Origin of the sequence: Martelella sp. AD-3, from assembly GCF_001578105.1 — a bacterium.
Classification (GTDB): Bacteria; Pseudomonadota; Alphaproteobacteria; order Rhizobiales; family Rhizobiaceae; genus Martelella.
Genome location: NZ_CP014275.1, coordinates 3,275,256 through 3,290,124, shown reverse-complemented (window position 1 = coordinate 3,290,124; position 14,869 = coordinate 3,275,256). Strand labels below are relative to the sequence as shown.

Below are 14,869 nucleotides of genomic sequence, written 5' to 3'. Positions count from 1 at the left end.
GAGATCGCATGACCAACACGCAACTCACGCTCGGCCCTGTCTATTATCTCTGGGACGGTCCCAAATGGCGCGACTTCTATTTCCGCATTGCCGACGAAGCGCCGGTCTCCCGCGTCATAGTCGGCGAGACGGTCTGCTCCAAGCGTCAGCATTTCATCGACCCCCATATGGATGAGGTGATCGATCGGCTGGAGGCTGCGGGCAAGGAGGTCGTCATTTCCACCTACGCGCTTGTGACGCTGACGCGCGAGACCAGGAAACTGCGCGCCATTGCCGCCGAAAGCGAGCGGCTGATCGAGGTGAATGATCTCTCCGCCTTCATGTATCTCGACAGCAGGCCACATACGGTCGGCCCGCTGGTCAATGTCTATAATGGCGCCACGGCGCGGCTGTTGAAGACGCGGGGCGCGACCGCGCTCTGCCTGCCGCCCGAATTGCCGATGAGCTCGATTGCGGCCATCGCCGGTGACGATCCGGGGATCGAACTCGAGGTCTTCGCCTTCGGCCGCGTGCCGCTGGCGATCTCCGCCCGATGCGCCCATGCGCGCTCCAAGGGCAAGATCAAGGACAATTGCAGTTTCGTCTGCGGCGAAGAGCCTGACGGACTTGATGTGCGCACGCTCGATCGCCAGCCCTTCCTGAGCCTCAACGGGGTCCAGACCATGTCGCACACCTGCCAGTCGCTGATCGGTGAGCTGGACGAGTTGCGGCGGGCGGGTATCCGGCGTTTCCGGCTTTCGCCCCAGGACTGCGATATGGCGGCGGTCGCCGAGGTGTATCGCGCCGCGCTCGACGGCCGGATCGATGCCAGGGAAGCAAAAGCGCGGCTTAACGCCATCTATCCGAATGTCCCGCTTTCCAACGGCTTTCTCTACGGTCGTGAAGGGGCGGCGCTGGTGGGATACGCAGCCGACGCCTGAAAGGCTCAGCCGGCCATCGAAGCGGCAAAAAGGGTCAGCCCCATCAGCATCACCAGCAGCGCGCCGCCGATCTCGATTGCGCGGCCTATGGCCGTGGCGCGGCCGGAGCCGGGGCCGGCCAGCCGTATGGCGAGCCCTTTCGCGGAGACGGCGATGATGGCGAGCGCCGAGACCGTGATCGCCGTGCCGATCGCCATGGCGAAGACCGAGGCGATGCCGCCGAGGATCAGGCCGTTCAGCAGCGCGAAGGTGAGCACGATCAGCGCGCCGGAGCAGGGACGCATGCCGATGGCGAGGATAGCAGCCCCGGCGCCCTTCCAGTCAAAATCCTTGGCCCCGAGCGTTGACGGCTCGGGCATGTGGGCATGGCCGCAGCCGCAGTCGGGGCCGTGTACGTGGTCGTGGTGATCATGCGCGGCGTGACGGTGGTCGTGATGATGGTGTTCGTCGTGGTCTTGCCCGTGATGGTCGGCGCCTGCGCCGGCAAGGGCCACCGTCTGCGGGCCGTGGCCGGAAAACAGCGGCCGCGACTTGGCGAAGACGAGCCAAGCGCCGAAGCCGGCGACCAGCAGGAAGCTCGCCCGTTCCATGAACAGCGTGGCGTCGCCCATGGAAACGGCGGTGCCGCGCAACAGCAGATAGGCGGTGCCGACCAGAAGCACGGCCATGATTCCCTGGGCCAGCGACGAAAGCAGCGAAATGAGGATGCCGCGCTTCAGTTCCGTTTCGTTGGCGATCATGTAGGAGGAGATCACCGCCTTGCCATGGCCGGGGCCCGCGGCATGGAAAATGCCATAGGCAAAGGAAAGCCCGACCAGACCGAGCACCTTGACCGGATCATCGTGCATGGCCTTCAGCGCGCCGGTGAGCGCTCGATAGAACTGCTGCTGGTAGTGATTGATGGTGATCAGAACGCCCTGGAAGGGACCGAAGGAGGAGGAGAAGGACGGCTCCGACGCGCCGATACCGAGCGGCGACTGGGCGGCGGCGAATTTCGCGCCGGCGACAAAGGCGAGGACCATCAGGACAACGGCGAAAAAGGGACGGGCTAGTCGCATGTGATATCCAGCTTGGTGGCGAACAGTTTGCTCATATCGGTCGGGTCGTTGAAGAAGGCGGCGGTGAGACTGTCGGCGTTCTCCGAGAGGATCTGGTCGGCGTCGGGTCTCAGAACGTTCTTCTTGCACTTGTCGAAGGCCGCGCCCTCGGTCACCAGATCGGTGTCGTTGCGAAAATCGATCGCGGTGTACATCGTCGGATCGTAGACGCCGAAGGTCAGATGACCTGACAGCGGCAGCGGCTTTTCCGGCTTTGCGGCGAAGAAGAGCAACAGCTGTCCGTCCGTCATGTCGGCATGGATAACGTCGGGCATGGCAAGCTTAACGTCCTCGCCGTTATCGGTGATCTGCGTATAGTAGTTGTATTCTGCAAGCGACTGCCGCACGGTTTCGCCGATCTCGGTCAGCTCGTCGCCGGTCAGCCGATTGTCCATGTTGGTGTCATAGTCGAGAATGACGGAGGACGAAAAAAACTCGTCGAACCGCCAGACATTCTGCAGCGCCGCGACGTTGCCGTCCTGATCGGCAACCACTTCGAGCCGTGCGTCGACGAAGACATGCGGGTGCGCGAGCGCAGGCCCTGCAGCTCCGATCGTAACAAGGAGGCCGTAAAATGCGGCTTTCAATCTCAAGATCTGGTCCCCTGGATGGCGGCATTCTGCCGATCTCTGTCTTACTGAATCACAATTGAGTCAGAAACGTGCCGGCTCAATGCTTTTCACAGTCGTTTTCCCGGAACCACTTCGACAGGAAGTCCACGAAGGAGCGAACCTTAACCGGCAGATAGCGCCGGTGCGGGAACACGGCATAAATGCCGGAATGCTGCGGCAGATACTCGTCGAAGAGCGAAACGAGTTCGCCGCTGTCGATTGCCCGGCGGGCAACGAAGTCGGGCAGGAGCGCGATGCCGAGGCCCGACAGCGCTCCGCGCATGGTCACCATCGGCGAGTTGACCTCGATCGGCCCGTGGATCGGCACGCTGAAACCGGTGCCGTCCTGCGGATTGACGAAACGGAGCGTGTTGAAGGATTTCGGATTGGTGTCGACGATCACCGGGTGGTGGGCAAGGTCGGCGGGCTTGTCGAGCGGCTTTTCGAGACTTGCCAGATAGGCGGGCGAGGCGCAGACCCGGTTGATCGAATCGGCGAGCTTGCGCGCGATCATGGTGGAATCCTCGAGCCGGGTGATCCGCACCGCGACGTCGTAACCTTCCTCGACGAGATCGACGAACCGGTCCTCGGCGACGATCTCCAGCGTCAGCTCATTATGCGCCTTGGCAAAATCGATCAGGGACTGGCCGGCCGGCGCATCGACAAAGGTGCGCGGAACCGAGATCCGCAGTCTGCCGCGCAAATCCGTGTTGTTGGCGCGCACCGCGTCGGAGAGATTGTCGACCTCCTGAACGATCTCGGCGGCGCGGCGGAAATAGATATGGCCTGCCTCCGTCAGCGAGAACTGCCGCGTTGTGCGGTTCAGGAGCAGGGCGCCGAGGTCGTCCTCGAGTTCGCGCACATATTTGGAAAGCAGCGCCTTCGAGCGTCCGGTCTTGCGCGCGGCGGCCGAAAAGCCTTCGGCTTCGACCACATCGATAAAGGCGCGCATCCGCGTCAGGGTGTCCATGGCCGCTCCTGTTGGCTGGCGGGGAAATTTGTTTGAGCTTTGTCAAACAGATAGCACGAATGCGATCTTGGATAAGAGGATTTTGGGGTTCACCCACTTGATTTTCAAGAGTGATTTTAATATCTCTCCGCTTGCCCAAAGTCGCGCGTGCCTGTGGGTGTCCGCCGAACCCTCGAATGGTGAGGAACTCGGTAAGGTACCTGGAATTAACCCCTCCAGTCGCTTCTCCGGCCAACCGGTCAAGCGAGGACATCTTGAAGCAACGACGGTGCGGGCCTTTCTGGTGTCTCCCGGCTTTCCAACGGCCGGGGTACTAAAGAGGCACATACCATCATTGCCGGAAGTGCGGTCGGGATACCCCTCCAATCCAAGGCAGACAAAGCCGGATAAGCCGCAAGGCTTGTTCAATCTTGAGCGGTCGCCGCAAACGGTCCCCGGGGTCTCCACCGGCCGGGTTCGTGCGCGGGTCGATGCGCCCTTTGTCGACCCTGACTTCAGGGTCATTGCTTCGAAAGAAGAGGGTTACCATGACCACCGAACGTATCGCGGAATTCTTCAAGACCCGTCGTCCCGAAGGCCCCTGCCTGGTCGTCGATCGCGAAATCGTGCGCGACAACTACACGGCTTTCCGCCGCGCGCTGCCCGACAGCGCCATCTATTACGCGGTCAAGGCCAACCCCGCGCCGCAAATCCTTGAGCTTCTCGCCAGCCTCGGATCCAATTTCGATTGCGCCTCCGTGGCCGAAATCGAAATGGTCCTGGAGGCCGGCGCTGGCGCTGAGCGTATTTCCTTTGGCAACACCATCAAGAAGGAGCGTGACATCGCCCGCGCCCATGCGCTCGGCGTCAAGCTCTTTGCTGTCGATTGCCATGAGGAAGTTGAAAAGATCGCCCGCGCCGCCCCCGGCGCCAAGGTGTTCTGCCGCGTGCTGACCGATGGCGAGGGCGCCGAATGGCCGCTGTCGCGCAAGTTCGGCTGCGTTCCGCCGATGGCCGTCGACGTGCTGGTCTATGCCCATCAGCTGGGACTGGAAAGCTACGGGGTGTCCTTCCATGTCGGCTCGCAGATGACCAAGCTTGAAGCCTGGGATGCGGCTCTGGCGGATGCCAAGCGCGTCTTCGCCCAGCTTGCCAAGCAGGGCATCTACCTGCAGATGGTCAATATGGGCGGCGGCTTCCCGACCAAGTATCTGCGCGACGTGCCGACGGCGGAAGCCTACGGCCAGGCGATCTTCGCAGCCCTTTCGCGTCACTTCGGCAACCAGTTGCCGAAGACGATCATCGAGCCGGGCCGCGGCATGGTCGGCAATGCGGGTGTGATCAAGTCGGAAGTGGTCCTGATCTCGAAGAAATCCGACGATGACAAGCATCGCTGGGTCTTCCTCGACATCGGCAAGTTCGGCGGTCTCGCCGAGACCATGGACGAAGCCATCCGCTACCCGATCCGCACCGAGCGCGACGAAGACGAGATGGAGCCCTGCGTCCTGGCCGGTCCGACCTGCGACAGCGCCGACGTGATGTACGAGAAGACCATGTATCCGCTGCCGATCACGCTGACGATCGGAGACGAGGTTCTGATCGAGGGCACGGGCGCCTATACGACGACCTATGCGTCCGTTGCCTTCAACGGCTTCGAACCGCTCAAGTCCTACGTCATCTGAGCAACCTTCTTCGGGTGACGGGTGTGAAGTGAGACTGCGGCCCTCCCTGCGGCCGCAGTCTCGGTAGCACGCCGGCGCGGCAATCGCTGCCGGTCTTTTGAGGCTGTTTTTTAGGGGATTGGTCTGATGGCCCCTTTCTTTCAGGACACTGTTCTCGTCGTTGACGCGCCGGCCTTCACCATCGGCGAGGAAGCCGGGTCCGATACCGTCGCGCGCGAAAACCTTCTCGATCGGGCCATGGGCCCGATGCGCAAGAAGAAATCCTCGGAAAAGCTCCGCCGCAACCGGTTGCCGGCCGAAGGCCTGGCGCTTGTCGCCCGCGATGAGAGCGGCGTCCTGATCGGCACGGTCCGGCTCTGGCATGTCGATGCCGGCGTGGATGCTGCCGGTCGCGCCGTTCCGGCGCTGCTGCTCGGCCCGCTCGCGGTCGATCCCTGCGCAAACGGCAAGGGTGTCGGTTCGGCCCTGATGCGCGCGGCGATTGCTGCGGCTGAAGCCCGCGGCCACGGCGCGATCCTGCTGGTCGGCGATCCGGAATATTATCAGCGCTTCGGCTTTTCCGCCGAAAAGGCGGAGCATCTCGTCATGCCCGGCCCGTTCGAGCGCCGCCGTTTCCTCGGCCTTGAGCTGACGGAGGGTTTTCTTTCCGGCGCGGCGGGCCTTCTTGTCGCCACCGGCGTCAAGGCGCCCTCGGCTCGGGTCAAGCCGCTTCGGCGGGCTGCCTGATCCATTTTCTGCCGGATGTCAAAAGGCCCTCGCAGCATCGCCGCGAGGGCCTTTTTCCGTTGGTTTCTGAAGCGTCCGGTTCAGCCGGCCCGGCGACGATCGCTGACAGGCTGATAGGCAAGCTTTGCGTGGTATTTGCAATAGGGCGAGTTTTCCGGCGACTCGCAGCCGCAGAAGTAGAAGTCCTCCTGGGTGGGATCGCCGACCGGCCATTTGCAGGTCCGTTCCGTCAGGTCGGTCAGCGCGATCTTGCGCATGATCGGCACGACATTGTTGTCGGGCGCTGCCTTCTGCTCGGGCGCGGCCTCGGTTTCGGCGACGATCTCCTGCTTCAGCGCGGTGGCGCCGGCGGTACGCGGCGCACTCGGCGCCGATGCCGGCGTTTCCGAAGGCTTGCGGCCGGCAGCGCGCGAGGCGAAGTTCGGCGCACGCGGCGGCGCGGTGTTGCGGGCTGTGGCGCGGGTGGCGGCAGACGGCGCCGATCCGCCGCTCTTGGCGCGGCCCGGCAGCGCCAGACGGTGCACCTTGCCGATGACGGCATTGCGGCTCACGCCGCCGAGCTGATTGGCGATCTGGCTCGCGCTCAGCCCCTCGGACCAGAGTTGTTTGAGTTTTTCAACGCGCTCGTCTGTCCAGCTCATGGGTAATCTCCGGCTGTTTGCGGGCGGAATCGGTCGCCATGCTCCGGAATGCCTCCGAAACAGGAAAGTGTCGCCAATCCGGGTGATCAGATCCGCCGCCTGCAGTTCTCTGTTGGGACTTAAGTTAGGCCCATGGCACTATCGTGGCAAGGCGACAGCGAATCGCTGGAATCCTTTTTCGCGGTTTTCCCCAACTTGGTGTTTTTCGAATTCATCATTTGCCGTGCGCGACATCGTTCGGCGCCGCACCGGCTTTGTTGACATTGGGGTCGGAGATGACAATATATGCCGAGCCGCCGCCTGAGGCGGCATTTTTAATTTCTGCAACCGCCCCAGACTGAAACTGGCTGGCATATCGTCCTTGCCGGGAGCTTGATCACCATGTCCGCATCATCGCCGCTCTTCAACACATTCGCCAGAATACCGCTCCGGTTCGAGCGCGGCGAGGGTGTCTGGCTTGTGACGGACAAGGGCGAGCGATATCTGGATTTCGCCGCCGGCGTCGCCGTCAATTCCCTCGGCCATGCCCATCCGCATCTGGTGGAGGCGCTGAAGGATCAGGCCGAGAAGCTCTGGCATGTCTCGAACCTCTACGAGGTATCGGGCCAGGAAAGGCTCGCCGAACGGCTGACGGCCGAAACCTTTGCCGACAAGGTGTTCTTCAACAATTCCGGCGCGGAGGCGCTCGAGACCGCGATCAAGACCGCGCGACGCTACCACTTTGCCAAGGGGCATCCGGAAAAGATCGACATCATTACCTTCGAGGGCGCCTTTCACGGGCGCACGCTGGCAACCATCGCCGCCGGCGGCCAGGCAAAGTATATGGAGGGCTTCGGGCCGAAGGCGCCGGGCTTTGTCCAGATTCCGGCCGGTGATATCGACCTGCTGAAGGAGACGATCGGCGAGACGACGGCCGCGCTGATGATCGAGCCGATCCAGGGCGAGGGCGGCGTGCGCAGCGTCGACAAGGCGTTCCTCAAGGCATTGCGCGAGATCTGCGATGAACTGGGTCTGTTGCTGATCTTCGACGAGGTCCAGACCGGCGTCGGGCGGACGGGAACGCTGTTTGCCTACCAGCAGACCGGCGTCGAACCCGATATCATGGCGATCGCCAAGGGGATCGGCGGCGGTTTCCCGGTCGGCGCCTGCCTTGCCAGCGACGAGGCGGCCTCGGGCATGGTGCCGGGCGTGCATGGCACGACTTTCGGCGGCAATCCGCTGGCCATGGCCGTCGGCAACGCCGTTCTTGACGTGGTGCTGGAAGATGGCTTCCTGGAGCATGTCCGCGAAATGGGCCTTCTGTTCCGCCAGGGGCTCGCCGAACTGAAGGACCGCTATCCCGACGTGATCGAGGAAATCCGCGGCGAAGGCCTGATGGTCGGCGTCAAGGCAAAGGTGCCGGCCGGCGAGCTTGCTGCGGCGATGCGTGACGAGAAGCTGCTGTCGGTGCCCGCCGGCGAGAATGTCGTGCGCCTGCTGCCGCCGCTCACCGTCCGCGACGAGGACGTCCGGGAAGGGCTCGCGCGGCTCTCGCGCGCTGCGGCGAAGCTCTCGCCCGCCCGGTCCGCCTGAAGCATTAGAAAGAGTTAGTTCCATGTCCTCTCCGAGACATTTTCTCGACCTCTCCGCCGTTTCGGCATCCGCATTGCGGGACATTCTGGACGACGCGGCGACCCGCAAGGCAGCGCAGAAGGCGGGAACCGCCGACAAGCCGCTTGCCGGCAAGATGCTGGCGATGATCTTCGAGAAGCCGTCGACGCGCACCCGCGTATCCTTCGATGTCGGCATGCGCCAGCTCGGCGGCGATACGCTGGTGCTGTCGGGCAAGGACATGCAGCTCGGCCGGGCCGAGACGATCGGCGATACGGCGCGCGTGCTGTCGCGGTATGTCGACGCGATCATGATCCGCACGACAGACCACGCGCGGCTGCTGGAGCTTGCCGAATACGCGACCGTGCCGGTGATCAACGGGCTGACCGATGCCACCCACCCCTGCCAGATCATGGCCGATCTGCAGACCTTAGAGGAGCATCTGGGCCCGGTGGCAGGCAAGACCATTGCCTGGACCGGCGACGGCAACAATGTGCTGCACTCCTTCCTCGAGGGCGCGGCGCGGTTCAAGTACCGCGTCAACATCGCCGTGCCGCCCGGCTCCGAACCCGACGGCCGCTTTGTCGACTGGGCCCGCAAGGAAGGTGCCGAAGTGACCTTCTTCGAGGATGCAAAGGAGGCGGTTGCCGGCGTCGATTGCGTGGTGACCGACACCTGGGTCTCGATGAACCAGGAGCACAAGGCGCGTGGCCACAATGTCTTTCAGCCCTATCAGGTCAATGCCGATCTGATGAGGCGGGCCAATGACAATGCGATCTTCATGCACTGCCTGCCGGCCCATCGCGGCGAGGAAGTGACAGACGAGGTGATGGACGGACCGCAATCGGTCGTGTTCGATGAGGCCGAAAACCGGCTTCACGCCCAGAAATCCGTACTGGCCTGGTGTCTCGGAGCTATCGACTGAGCTGCCGGCCTCCCCCGCGAAGGGGGGAAGGAGACGAAATATGCAGGATCTGAAACAGCAACTCGGCGAACTCGGTTTCGCCGGAGACGACATGGTTGTGCCCTTCCAGGTGGATGCGCTCGACGTGCGCGGCCGCACGGTCCAGCTCGGACCGCTGCTCGACGCGATCCTGTCGCGCCATGACTACCCGGAGCCCGTCGCGCGGCTTCTCGCCGAAGTCGTTGTGCTGACGGCGCTGATCGGCACGTCGCTGAAATTTACGGGCAAGTTCACCGTGCAGACCAAGAGCGACGGCCCCGTCGATCTGCTGGTCGCAGACTTCTCGACGCCGGACGCGCTGCGCGGCTATGCCCGCTTCAGCGAAGAAGCGCTGGAGGCAGCGGTTGCGGCCGGCAAGGCGACGCCGGAGGACCTGCTGGGCCGCGGCGTGCTTGCCTTTACCATCGACCAGGGCAGTTTCATGCAGCCCTATCAGGGTATTGTCGAGCTTGACGGCAGTTCGCTGGAAATGATCGCCATGGGTTATTTCCGCCAGTCGGAGCAGATCCCGACCGCCGTCAGGCTTGGCGTTGCCAAGCTGCTCGACCGCGACGAAGAAGGCCAGCCGCGCGAACGCTGGCGCGCGGGCGGCCTGGTGGCGCAGTTCCTCCCCGAGGAGGCGGGCCGCATGCGCCAGCCCGATCTTCACGGCGGCGACGGGGATGACGGCACGCTGTCTCATGCTCCCGATGACGCATGGACGGAGGCGCAGGCGCTGGTCGAGACGATCGATCTTGACGAGATGACCGATCCGGAAGTCGGCGCCGAACGCCTGCTCTATCGCTTGTTCCACGAGCGCGGCGTGACGGTCTATCCGGCTCAGGGCGTCTATGACCGCTGCAGCTGCTCGCGCGAGCGCATTCTCGGCGTTCTCAAGGGCTTCACGGCCGAGGAGGTCGACGACAGCGTCGAGGACGGCAAGATTACGGTCACCTGCGAGTTCTGCTCGACGCCCTACGTCTATTCGCCGGAAGAAGTCCGGGAAGCCTGATCGAACCGCTCAGTTCACTAAATGATTGAAATGCGCCGGGCCTCAGCGTATCCCTAGAAAAACGCGAAAGGCTGACGGCGCATTTCCGTTGTCTGGTATTGCGCCGGCGAGTGGGTTGAAATGGGTTTCGGAAAATCAAAAAGCAGGTTCTGTCGGCGGGATGAGGCGGCGCGCTGCGCTCTGCGGCGAATGGGCCGGCATGCGGCGGGCGAAGACCCGGTCAAGCGCCGGCAGATTGTGGAGGGCGCGCGGCAGGTGTTCATGAATGTCGGCTTCGATGCCGCCAGCATGAACGACATCACCCGCGCCGCGGGCGTTTCCAAGGGGACGATCTACGTCTATTTCGAAAACAAGGGCGAGCTGTTCCAGACCATCATTCTCGAGGCCAAGCAGCGGATATTCGAGGATCTCAGGGCGACGCTGAATGCGGAAGGCCCGGTCGACGATATACTGAAGCGCTTCTCCGCGCGCCTCGCCACCGGCATGACCTGCGAGGAAACCGTAAAGGCGATGCGCATCGCCATCGGCGTCGCCGAACGCTTTCCCGAACTTGTGCGCGCCTTTTTTGGCGACCATCCGGACAATCTCGTGGACACGCTGACAGCCTTCGTTGTCGAACGGAGCCGAACAGGCGAGCTTCGGGCCGAAGATCCGCGCGTTGCCGCCGTCCAGCTTCTCGAGCTTTCCACCGGGCATCTCTGGAAACGCCGTCTGTTCGGTCTGATGGAAGCGCCGCCCAGCGAGGCGGAGATTTCGGAGATGGCGGAGAATGCCGTCACCCTGTTCCTGAGCCATTATTCCGCCCGGAGCTGAATTCCGCCAAATACGTTCAGTGGCCCGCACCCCCGCCTGCGCCCTCCTTCGGCTTGCGCACGAAAAAGATGCAGAGGGTCAGGAAGGCAAACAGCACGGTCAGCAGCACGAAGACATCGATGAAGGCGAGCAGCCAGGCCTGTTGCGAGACCATCCGGCCAAGCTGCAGAAGCGCTGCCTTCTCGCCGTCAAGGCCATGGCTGGAATAAAGCCCCTGAAGCGTGCCGACCCATTCCTGCGTCGTCCGGCTTGCAGCATCGACGCTTGCGGCAAGTCGATCGTAGTGGAAGTCGTCGCGCCGGCTCAGCAGGGTGTTGATGATCGCAAGCCCGACCGCGCCGCCGAGGTTCCGCGTCAGGTTGAACAGGCCGGACGCGTTCTTGACGTCCTGCGGCGGCAGCGTGCCGAGCGCGATATTGGAAACCGGGATCATCGAGATCATCAGCGCCACGCCGCGTCCGGCCTGCGGCCAGAACAGTTCCCAATAGTCCCATTCGGCGGTGATATGCGTCATCTGCCAGGTGCAGAGCGCGAAAAGTCCGAGGCCGATCCCCATCATCACGCGTGGATCGAGCTTGTTCTGGAGGATGCCGGCGACGGGTGCCGTCGCCATCATGAAGGCGCCGGTGACGAACATCGTCTCGCCGATCATGAGGGCGTCATAGCCGCGAATGCGCGCCATGTAGAGCGGGAAGAGATAGACGAGGCCATAAAGCCCGATGCCGAGCGAAAAGGAAAAAATCGACCCGACGGCGAAGTTGAAATTGCCGAAAGCCCTCAGGTCGACCACCGGATAGCGGCTGGTGAAGGAACGGTAGAAGAAGGCGATGCCGGCGCCGACCATGATGACGAAGGCGTAGCGGATGACATCGGCCTGGAACCAGCCTTCGATATTGCCTTCCTCGAGAAAATACTCGAGCGAGCCGAGAAAGAGAGCCATGGCGATGAGCCCGAACCAGTCGAAGTGCTTCATGATCGAATAGTCGGGCCTGTCGAAGTCGATCAGCAGCCAGGCCCCGATCGTCACCAGTATGCCGGGCACGACATTGATCAGGAACAGCCAGTGCCAGGAAAAGGCATCGACGAGATAACCGCCGATCGTGGGCCCGATGGTCGGCGCCATCGTTGCCACGAGGCCGACAACGGGAATGACGGTCGAGCGTTTGGACGGCGGAAAGGCGGTGAAGGCAACGGCAAAGACGGCCGGCACCAGGCCGCCCGACATGAAGCCCTGCAGCGCCCGGTAGATGATCATCTGGTCGATAGAGGTGGCCGTGGCGCAAAGCGCGCTGCAGGCGGTGAAGGCGGCGGCGGAAACCGAAAACACCACGCGGGTGGAAAATATCCGCGCCAGAATGCCCGACAGCGGGATCATGATCACTTCGGCGATCAGATAGGAGGTCTGCACCCAGGCGATTTCATCGGCGCTCGCAGAGATGCCGGCCTGGATATCGGTGAGCGCGGATGCGACGATCTGGATGTCGAGGATCGCCATGAACATGCCGAAGGCCATGATGACGAAGGCCGCCCATGTGCGTGCGCTGACGTGCTCCGAAGGCGCCTGCGGGGGTGCCGCCGGCGCGTTCTCGCTGCGGGCTGTGCTTTCGGCAATCTCTGTCATGGTTCACCTGTCCGGTGGGAGGGCGCTCGGCCTTTGTCCGTTAGCGGTTGCCGGCGACGACCTTGCCGAGCGTGCCGTCGGGCGCGGTGCGGCTGTCGGCTTCGGCCGTGACCGAAAGACCGGCCTTCAGATAGCCCCGGTCGAGCATCTCCTGCGGAATGGAAATATGAACCGGAATGCGCTGGACGACTTTGGTGAAATTGCCGGTCGCGTTTTGCGGCGGCAGGAGCGCGAAGACCGCGCCCGAGGCCGGCGAGAAGGAAACGACCTTGCCGGTGAAGTCATCATCCTTGAAGGCGTCGACGCTGACATGAACCTCTTCTCCGATGCCCAGGCGATCAAGGTCCGTCTCCTTGAAATTGGCGACGATATAGAGGTCCTCTGTCGGAACCAGCGCGCCGAGGCGGGCGCCGGAGGAAACGAGGTCGCCGACCTGGACGTTGCGGTTGCCGAAGACGCCGTCAAAAGGCGCGTGAATTTCGGTGAAGGCGAGATTGCGCTTGGCCATGTCAACGGCGAGCCGGCGTTCCTTCAACGCCGCCTGCTGCTGGGCAAGCTGGGCCTCGGCGGTATTGATGTTCGACTTCGCCACCTCGATTGCGGCATTGGCGGCCTCGACCTGCGCCTTCAGCTGGTCGACCTGCGCCTTGGCATCGTCGAAGGCGGCAACGGTTGCCGCGCCCTTTTCCTTCAGCGTGTTGGCGCGCTCGAAGGCGCTCTTCGCATTCTCGATCTGCGGATCGAGCGCGTCGCGATTGGCCTTTGCCTGATTGAGCTGGGCCTTGGCGCCGCCGATCTGCGCCTCGGTCGCCTTCAGCGCCACATTCTGGGCGTTGAGCTGCGCCTCGGCCTGGGCGAGCGCGTTCTGATAGTCGCCATCGTCGATCTTGACCAGAAGATCGCCCTTCTTGACTTTTTCATTGTTCGAGACTTCCACGCTTTCGACGTAGCCGGAGACCTTAGGCGAGATCGTCGCGATGTCGCCTTCGATATAGGCGTCATCGGTGGAAACGATGAAGCGGCCCTCCGTCCACCATTGATAACCGAACCAGCCGGCGCCGGCGATGACGGCAACGCCGATCACGGCAAAGATGACCCTGCGCGCGCCGCCCGACTTCTTTGCCGGAGCCTGTTCCGCAGCGGCGTGACTGTCCTCGTGATCATTGCTCATGCTGAAAGGCCTTTCTCGGCTGAACATGGGAGGGTGTTCAGCTTTGGCAATTGACAATTCGAACTGGTGAGTTCGATTTACGGCGATGCTAATGCGCCTCCCCCGCCGGCCTGTCAAGCCGAGAGACGCCAGGAACCCGGATCGGGACATCGGCGTTGATGACAGAAAAGCGTGAGCGCGCGGATATGGATTGCCGCGGCGAACCGATGTATTGAACAGCGCCATACCTGCAACGAACGACCGTGCGGGGCAGATGAGGAGAATTGAGTGACCGATCTACTGGCCCTCGCCGTCCAGCCCGAAGCCTGGGCAGCGCTTGTAACCCTGATCATCATGGAAGTCGTGCTCGGCATCGACAACCTCGTCTTCATATCCATCCTCACCAACAAGCTGCCGGCAAACAGGCGGCAGGCCGCGCGGCGGATCGGTCTCGGTCTGGCGCTGGTGTTCCGGCTGTTGCTGCTGGCGACCGTCGCCTTCATCGTGCAACTGACGGAGCCGGTGTTTTCAGCCTTTGGCCATGATTTCTCCTGGAAGGATATCATCCTGATCGCCGGCGGCCTGTTTCTGGTCTGGAAGGCGACGAAGGAAATCCACCACAGCGTCGACCCCGAGGACGGGCCCGGCGACATTGTCGGCGGTGCGGTCAAGGCGGGCTTTTCGGCGGCGATTTTCCAGATTCTGCTGCTTGACCTCGTGTTCTCGATCGACAGCATCATTACCGCCGTCGGCATGACCGATCATCTGCCGATCATGGTCATTGCCGTCGTCGTCGCCGTCACGCTGATGCTGGTCGCCTCCGGCCCGCTTGCCCGCTTCATCGAGGCCAACCCCACCATCGTCATGCTGGCGCTTGCCTTCCTGCTGATGATCGGGATGACGTTGATCGCAGACGGGCTCGGCTTCCACGTGCCCAAGGGATATGTCTATGCCGCGATGGCGTTTTCGGGTCTTGTGGAGTTTCTCAACATGCTGGCGCGCCGCAAGCGCCGGCTGGACCGGGCCGAAGGCGGCGAAAAGCCCGCCACGGAAGGCGCATCGCCCGGCCATTGAGCCTGACGGCTTGACGGAAAGGGTTGAATATGGCCTAAGG

At 62.9% G+C, this 14,869-nt stretch carries 14 protein-coding genes; 8 read left to right on the top strand and 6 right to left on the bottom strand.

Annotated elements, in window-relative coordinates; translation table 11 throughout:
- Positions 1-8 precede the first annotated feature (8 nt).
- Positions 9-920 carry a U32 family peptidase gene (locus AZF01_RS15280; RefSeq protein ID WP_024709343.1) on the top strand — a complete coding sequence of 304 codons (912 nt, stop codon included), beginning with the start codon at positions 9-11 and terminating at the stop codon, positions 918-920.
- A gap of 5 nt (positions 921-925) precedes the next feature.
- On the opposite strand, the gene AZF01_RS15275 is transcribed toward AZF01_RS15280, so the two are convergent.
- From AZF01_RS15275 to AZF01_RS15265, 3 genes are all read right to left on the bottom strand, one after another.
- The gene (locus AZF01_RS15275) at positions 926-1,978 is read right to left on the bottom strand and encodes a nickel/cobalt transporter (protein ID WP_024709344.1); all 1,053 of its coding nucleotides are present in this window, start codon (positions 1,976-1,978) and stop codon (positions 926-928) included.
- The gene (locus AZF01_RS15270; protein WP_036237900.1) at positions 1,969-2,610 is read right to left on the bottom strand and encodes a DUF1007 family protein; all 642 of its coding nucleotides are present in this window, start codon (positions 2,608-2,610) and stop codon (positions 1,969-1,971) included. Before AZF01_RS15270 ends, AZF01_RS15275 begins: the two co-directional genes overlap by 10 nt.
- Positions 2,611-2,686: 76 nt before the next feature.
- The gene (locus tag AZF01_RS15265) at positions 2,687-3,598 is read right to left on the bottom strand and encodes a LysR family transcriptional regulator (protein ID WP_024709346.1); all 912 of its coding nucleotides are present in this window, start codon (positions 3,596-3,598) and stop codon (positions 2,687-2,689) included.
- A 527-nt stretch (positions 3,599-4,125) separates the two neighbouring features.
- Here AZF01_RS15265 and odc2 point away from each other — a divergent pair.
- Complete coding sequence (odc2, locus tag AZF01_RS15260; RefSeq protein WP_024709347.1) at positions 4,126-5,259, top strand: ornithine/lysine decarboxylase; 1,134 nt, start codon at positions 4,126-4,128, stop codon at positions 5,257-5,259.
- A 126-nt stretch (positions 5,260-5,385) separates the two neighbouring features.
- Positions 5,386-5,985 carry a GNAT family N-acetyltransferase gene (locus AZF01_RS15255; RefSeq protein ID WP_024709348.1) on the top strand — a complete coding sequence of 200 codons (600 nt, stop codon included), beginning with the start codon at positions 5,386-5,388 and terminating at the stop codon, positions 5,983-5,985.
- 80 nt (positions 5,986-6,065) lie between these two features.
- On the opposite strand, the gene AZF01_RS15250 is transcribed toward AZF01_RS15255, so the two are convergent.
- Positions 6,066-6,626 (bottom strand): GcrA family cell cycle regulator, encoded by a 561-nt coding sequence (locus tag AZF01_RS15250; protein WP_024709349.1) that lies wholly within the window; start codon positions 6,624-6,626, stop codon positions 6,066-6,068.
- A 381-nt stretch (positions 6,627-7,007) separates the two neighbouring features.
- Here AZF01_RS15250 and AZF01_RS15245 point away from each other — a divergent pair, with 381 nt between their 5' ends.
- The 4 genes from AZF01_RS15245 (at position 7,008) to AZF01_RS15230 (ending at position 10,984) form a co-directional block, all read left to right on the top strand.
- A complete protein-coding gene (locus AZF01_RS15245; protein WP_024709350.1) occupies positions 7,008-8,198 on the top strand; it encodes an aspartate aminotransferase family protein in 1,191 nt (396 codons plus the stop codon).
- Between the two features lie 22 nt (positions 8,199-8,220).
- Positions 8,221-9,141 (top strand): ornithine carbamoyltransferase, encoded by a 921-nt coding sequence (argF, locus tag AZF01_RS15240; protein ID WP_024709351.1) that lies wholly within the window; start codon positions 8,221-8,223, stop codon positions 9,139-9,141.
- A 40-nt stretch (positions 9,142-9,181) separates the two neighbouring features.
- Positions 9,182-10,171 (top strand): Hsp33 family molecular chaperone, encoded by a 990-nt coding sequence (locus tag AZF01_RS15235; RefSeq protein WP_024709352.1) that lies wholly within the window; start codon positions 9,182-9,184, stop codon positions 10,169-10,171.
- Between the two features lie 189 nt (positions 10,172-10,360).
- Positions 10,361-10,984 carry a TetR/AcrR family transcriptional regulator gene (locus AZF01_RS15230; protein WP_024709353.1) on the top strand — a complete coding sequence of 208 codons (624 nt, stop codon included), beginning with the start codon at positions 10,361-10,363 and terminating at the stop codon, positions 10,982-10,984.
- Between the two features lie 16 nt (positions 10,985-11,000).
- On the opposite strand, the gene AZF01_RS15225 is transcribed toward AZF01_RS15230, so the two are convergent.
- Complete coding sequence (locus AZF01_RS15225) at positions 11,001-12,605, bottom strand: DHA2 family efflux MFS transporter permease subunit (protein ID WP_024709354.1); 1,605 nt, start codon at positions 12,603-12,605, stop codon at positions 11,001-11,003.
- Positions 12,606-12,645: 40 nt separating this feature from the next.
- Complete coding sequence (locus AZF01_RS15220; protein WP_024709355.1) at positions 12,646-13,776, bottom strand: HlyD family secretion protein; 1,131 nt, start codon at positions 13,774-13,776, stop codon at positions 12,646-12,648.
- A 333-nt stretch (positions 13,777-14,109) separates the two neighbouring features.
- Here AZF01_RS15220 and AZF01_RS15215 point away from each other — a divergent pair, with 333 nt between their 5' ends.
- Positions 14,110-14,829, top strand: a complete 720-nt coding sequence (locus AZF01_RS15215) for a TerC family protein (RefSeq protein WP_371260702.1) — start codon at positions 14,110-14,112, stop codon at positions 14,827-14,829.
- The last annotated feature ends 40 nt before the right edge of the window (positions 14,830-14,869 follow it).

Bases quoted from the DNA above. Each gene is read 5' to 3' on its own strand.
- AZF01_RS15280 (WP_024709343.1), top strand. From the start codon at position 9: ATGACCAACACGCAACTCACGCTCGGCCCTGTCTATTATCTCTGGGAC.
- AZF01_RS15275 (WP_024709344.1), bottom strand. From the start codon at position 1,978: ATGCGACTAGCCCGTCCCTTTTTCGCCGTTGTCCTGATGGTCCTCGCC.
- AZF01_RS15265 (WP_024709346.1), bottom strand. From the start codon at position 3,598: ATGGACACCCTGACGCGGATGCGCGCCTTTATCGATGTGGTCGAAGCC.
- odc2 (WP_024709347.1), top strand. From the start codon at position 4,126: ATGACCACCGAACGTATCGCGGAATTCTTCAAGACCCGTCGTCCCGAA.
- AZF01_RS15255 (WP_024709348.1), top strand. From the start codon at position 5,386: ATGGCCCCTTTCTTTCAGGACACTGTTCTCGTCGTTGACGCGCCGGCC.
- AZF01_RS15250 (WP_024709349.1), bottom strand. From the start codon at position 6,626: ATGAGCTGGACAGACGAGCGCGTTGAAAAACTCAAACAACTCTGGTCC.
- AZF01_RS15245 (WP_024709350.1), top strand. From the start codon at position 7,008: ATGTCCGCATCATCGCCGCTCTTCAACACATTCGCCAGAATACCGCTC.
- argF (WP_024709351.1), top strand. From the start codon at position 8,221: ATGTCCTCTCCGAGACATTTTCTCGACCTCTCCGCCGTTTCGGCATCC.
- AZF01_RS15235 (WP_024709352.1), top strand. From the start codon at position 9,182: ATGCAGGATCTGAAACAGCAACTCGGCGAACTCGGTTTCGCCGGAGAC.
- AZF01_RS15230 (WP_024709353.1), top strand. From the start codon at position 10,361: ATGGGCCGGCATGCGGCGGGCGAAGACCCGGTCAAGCGCCGGCAGATT.
- AZF01_RS15225 (WP_024709354.1), bottom strand. From the start codon at position 12,605: ATGACAGAGATTGCCGAAAGCACAGCCCGCAGCGAGAACGCGCCGGCG.
- AZF01_RS15220 (WP_024709355.1), bottom strand. From the start codon at position 13,776: ATGAGCAATGATCACGAGGACAGTCACGCCGCTGCGGAACAGGCTCCG.
- AZF01_RS15215 (WP_371260702.1), top strand. From the start codon at position 14,110: ATGGAAGTCGTGCTCGGCATCGACAACCTCGTCTTCATATCCATCCTC.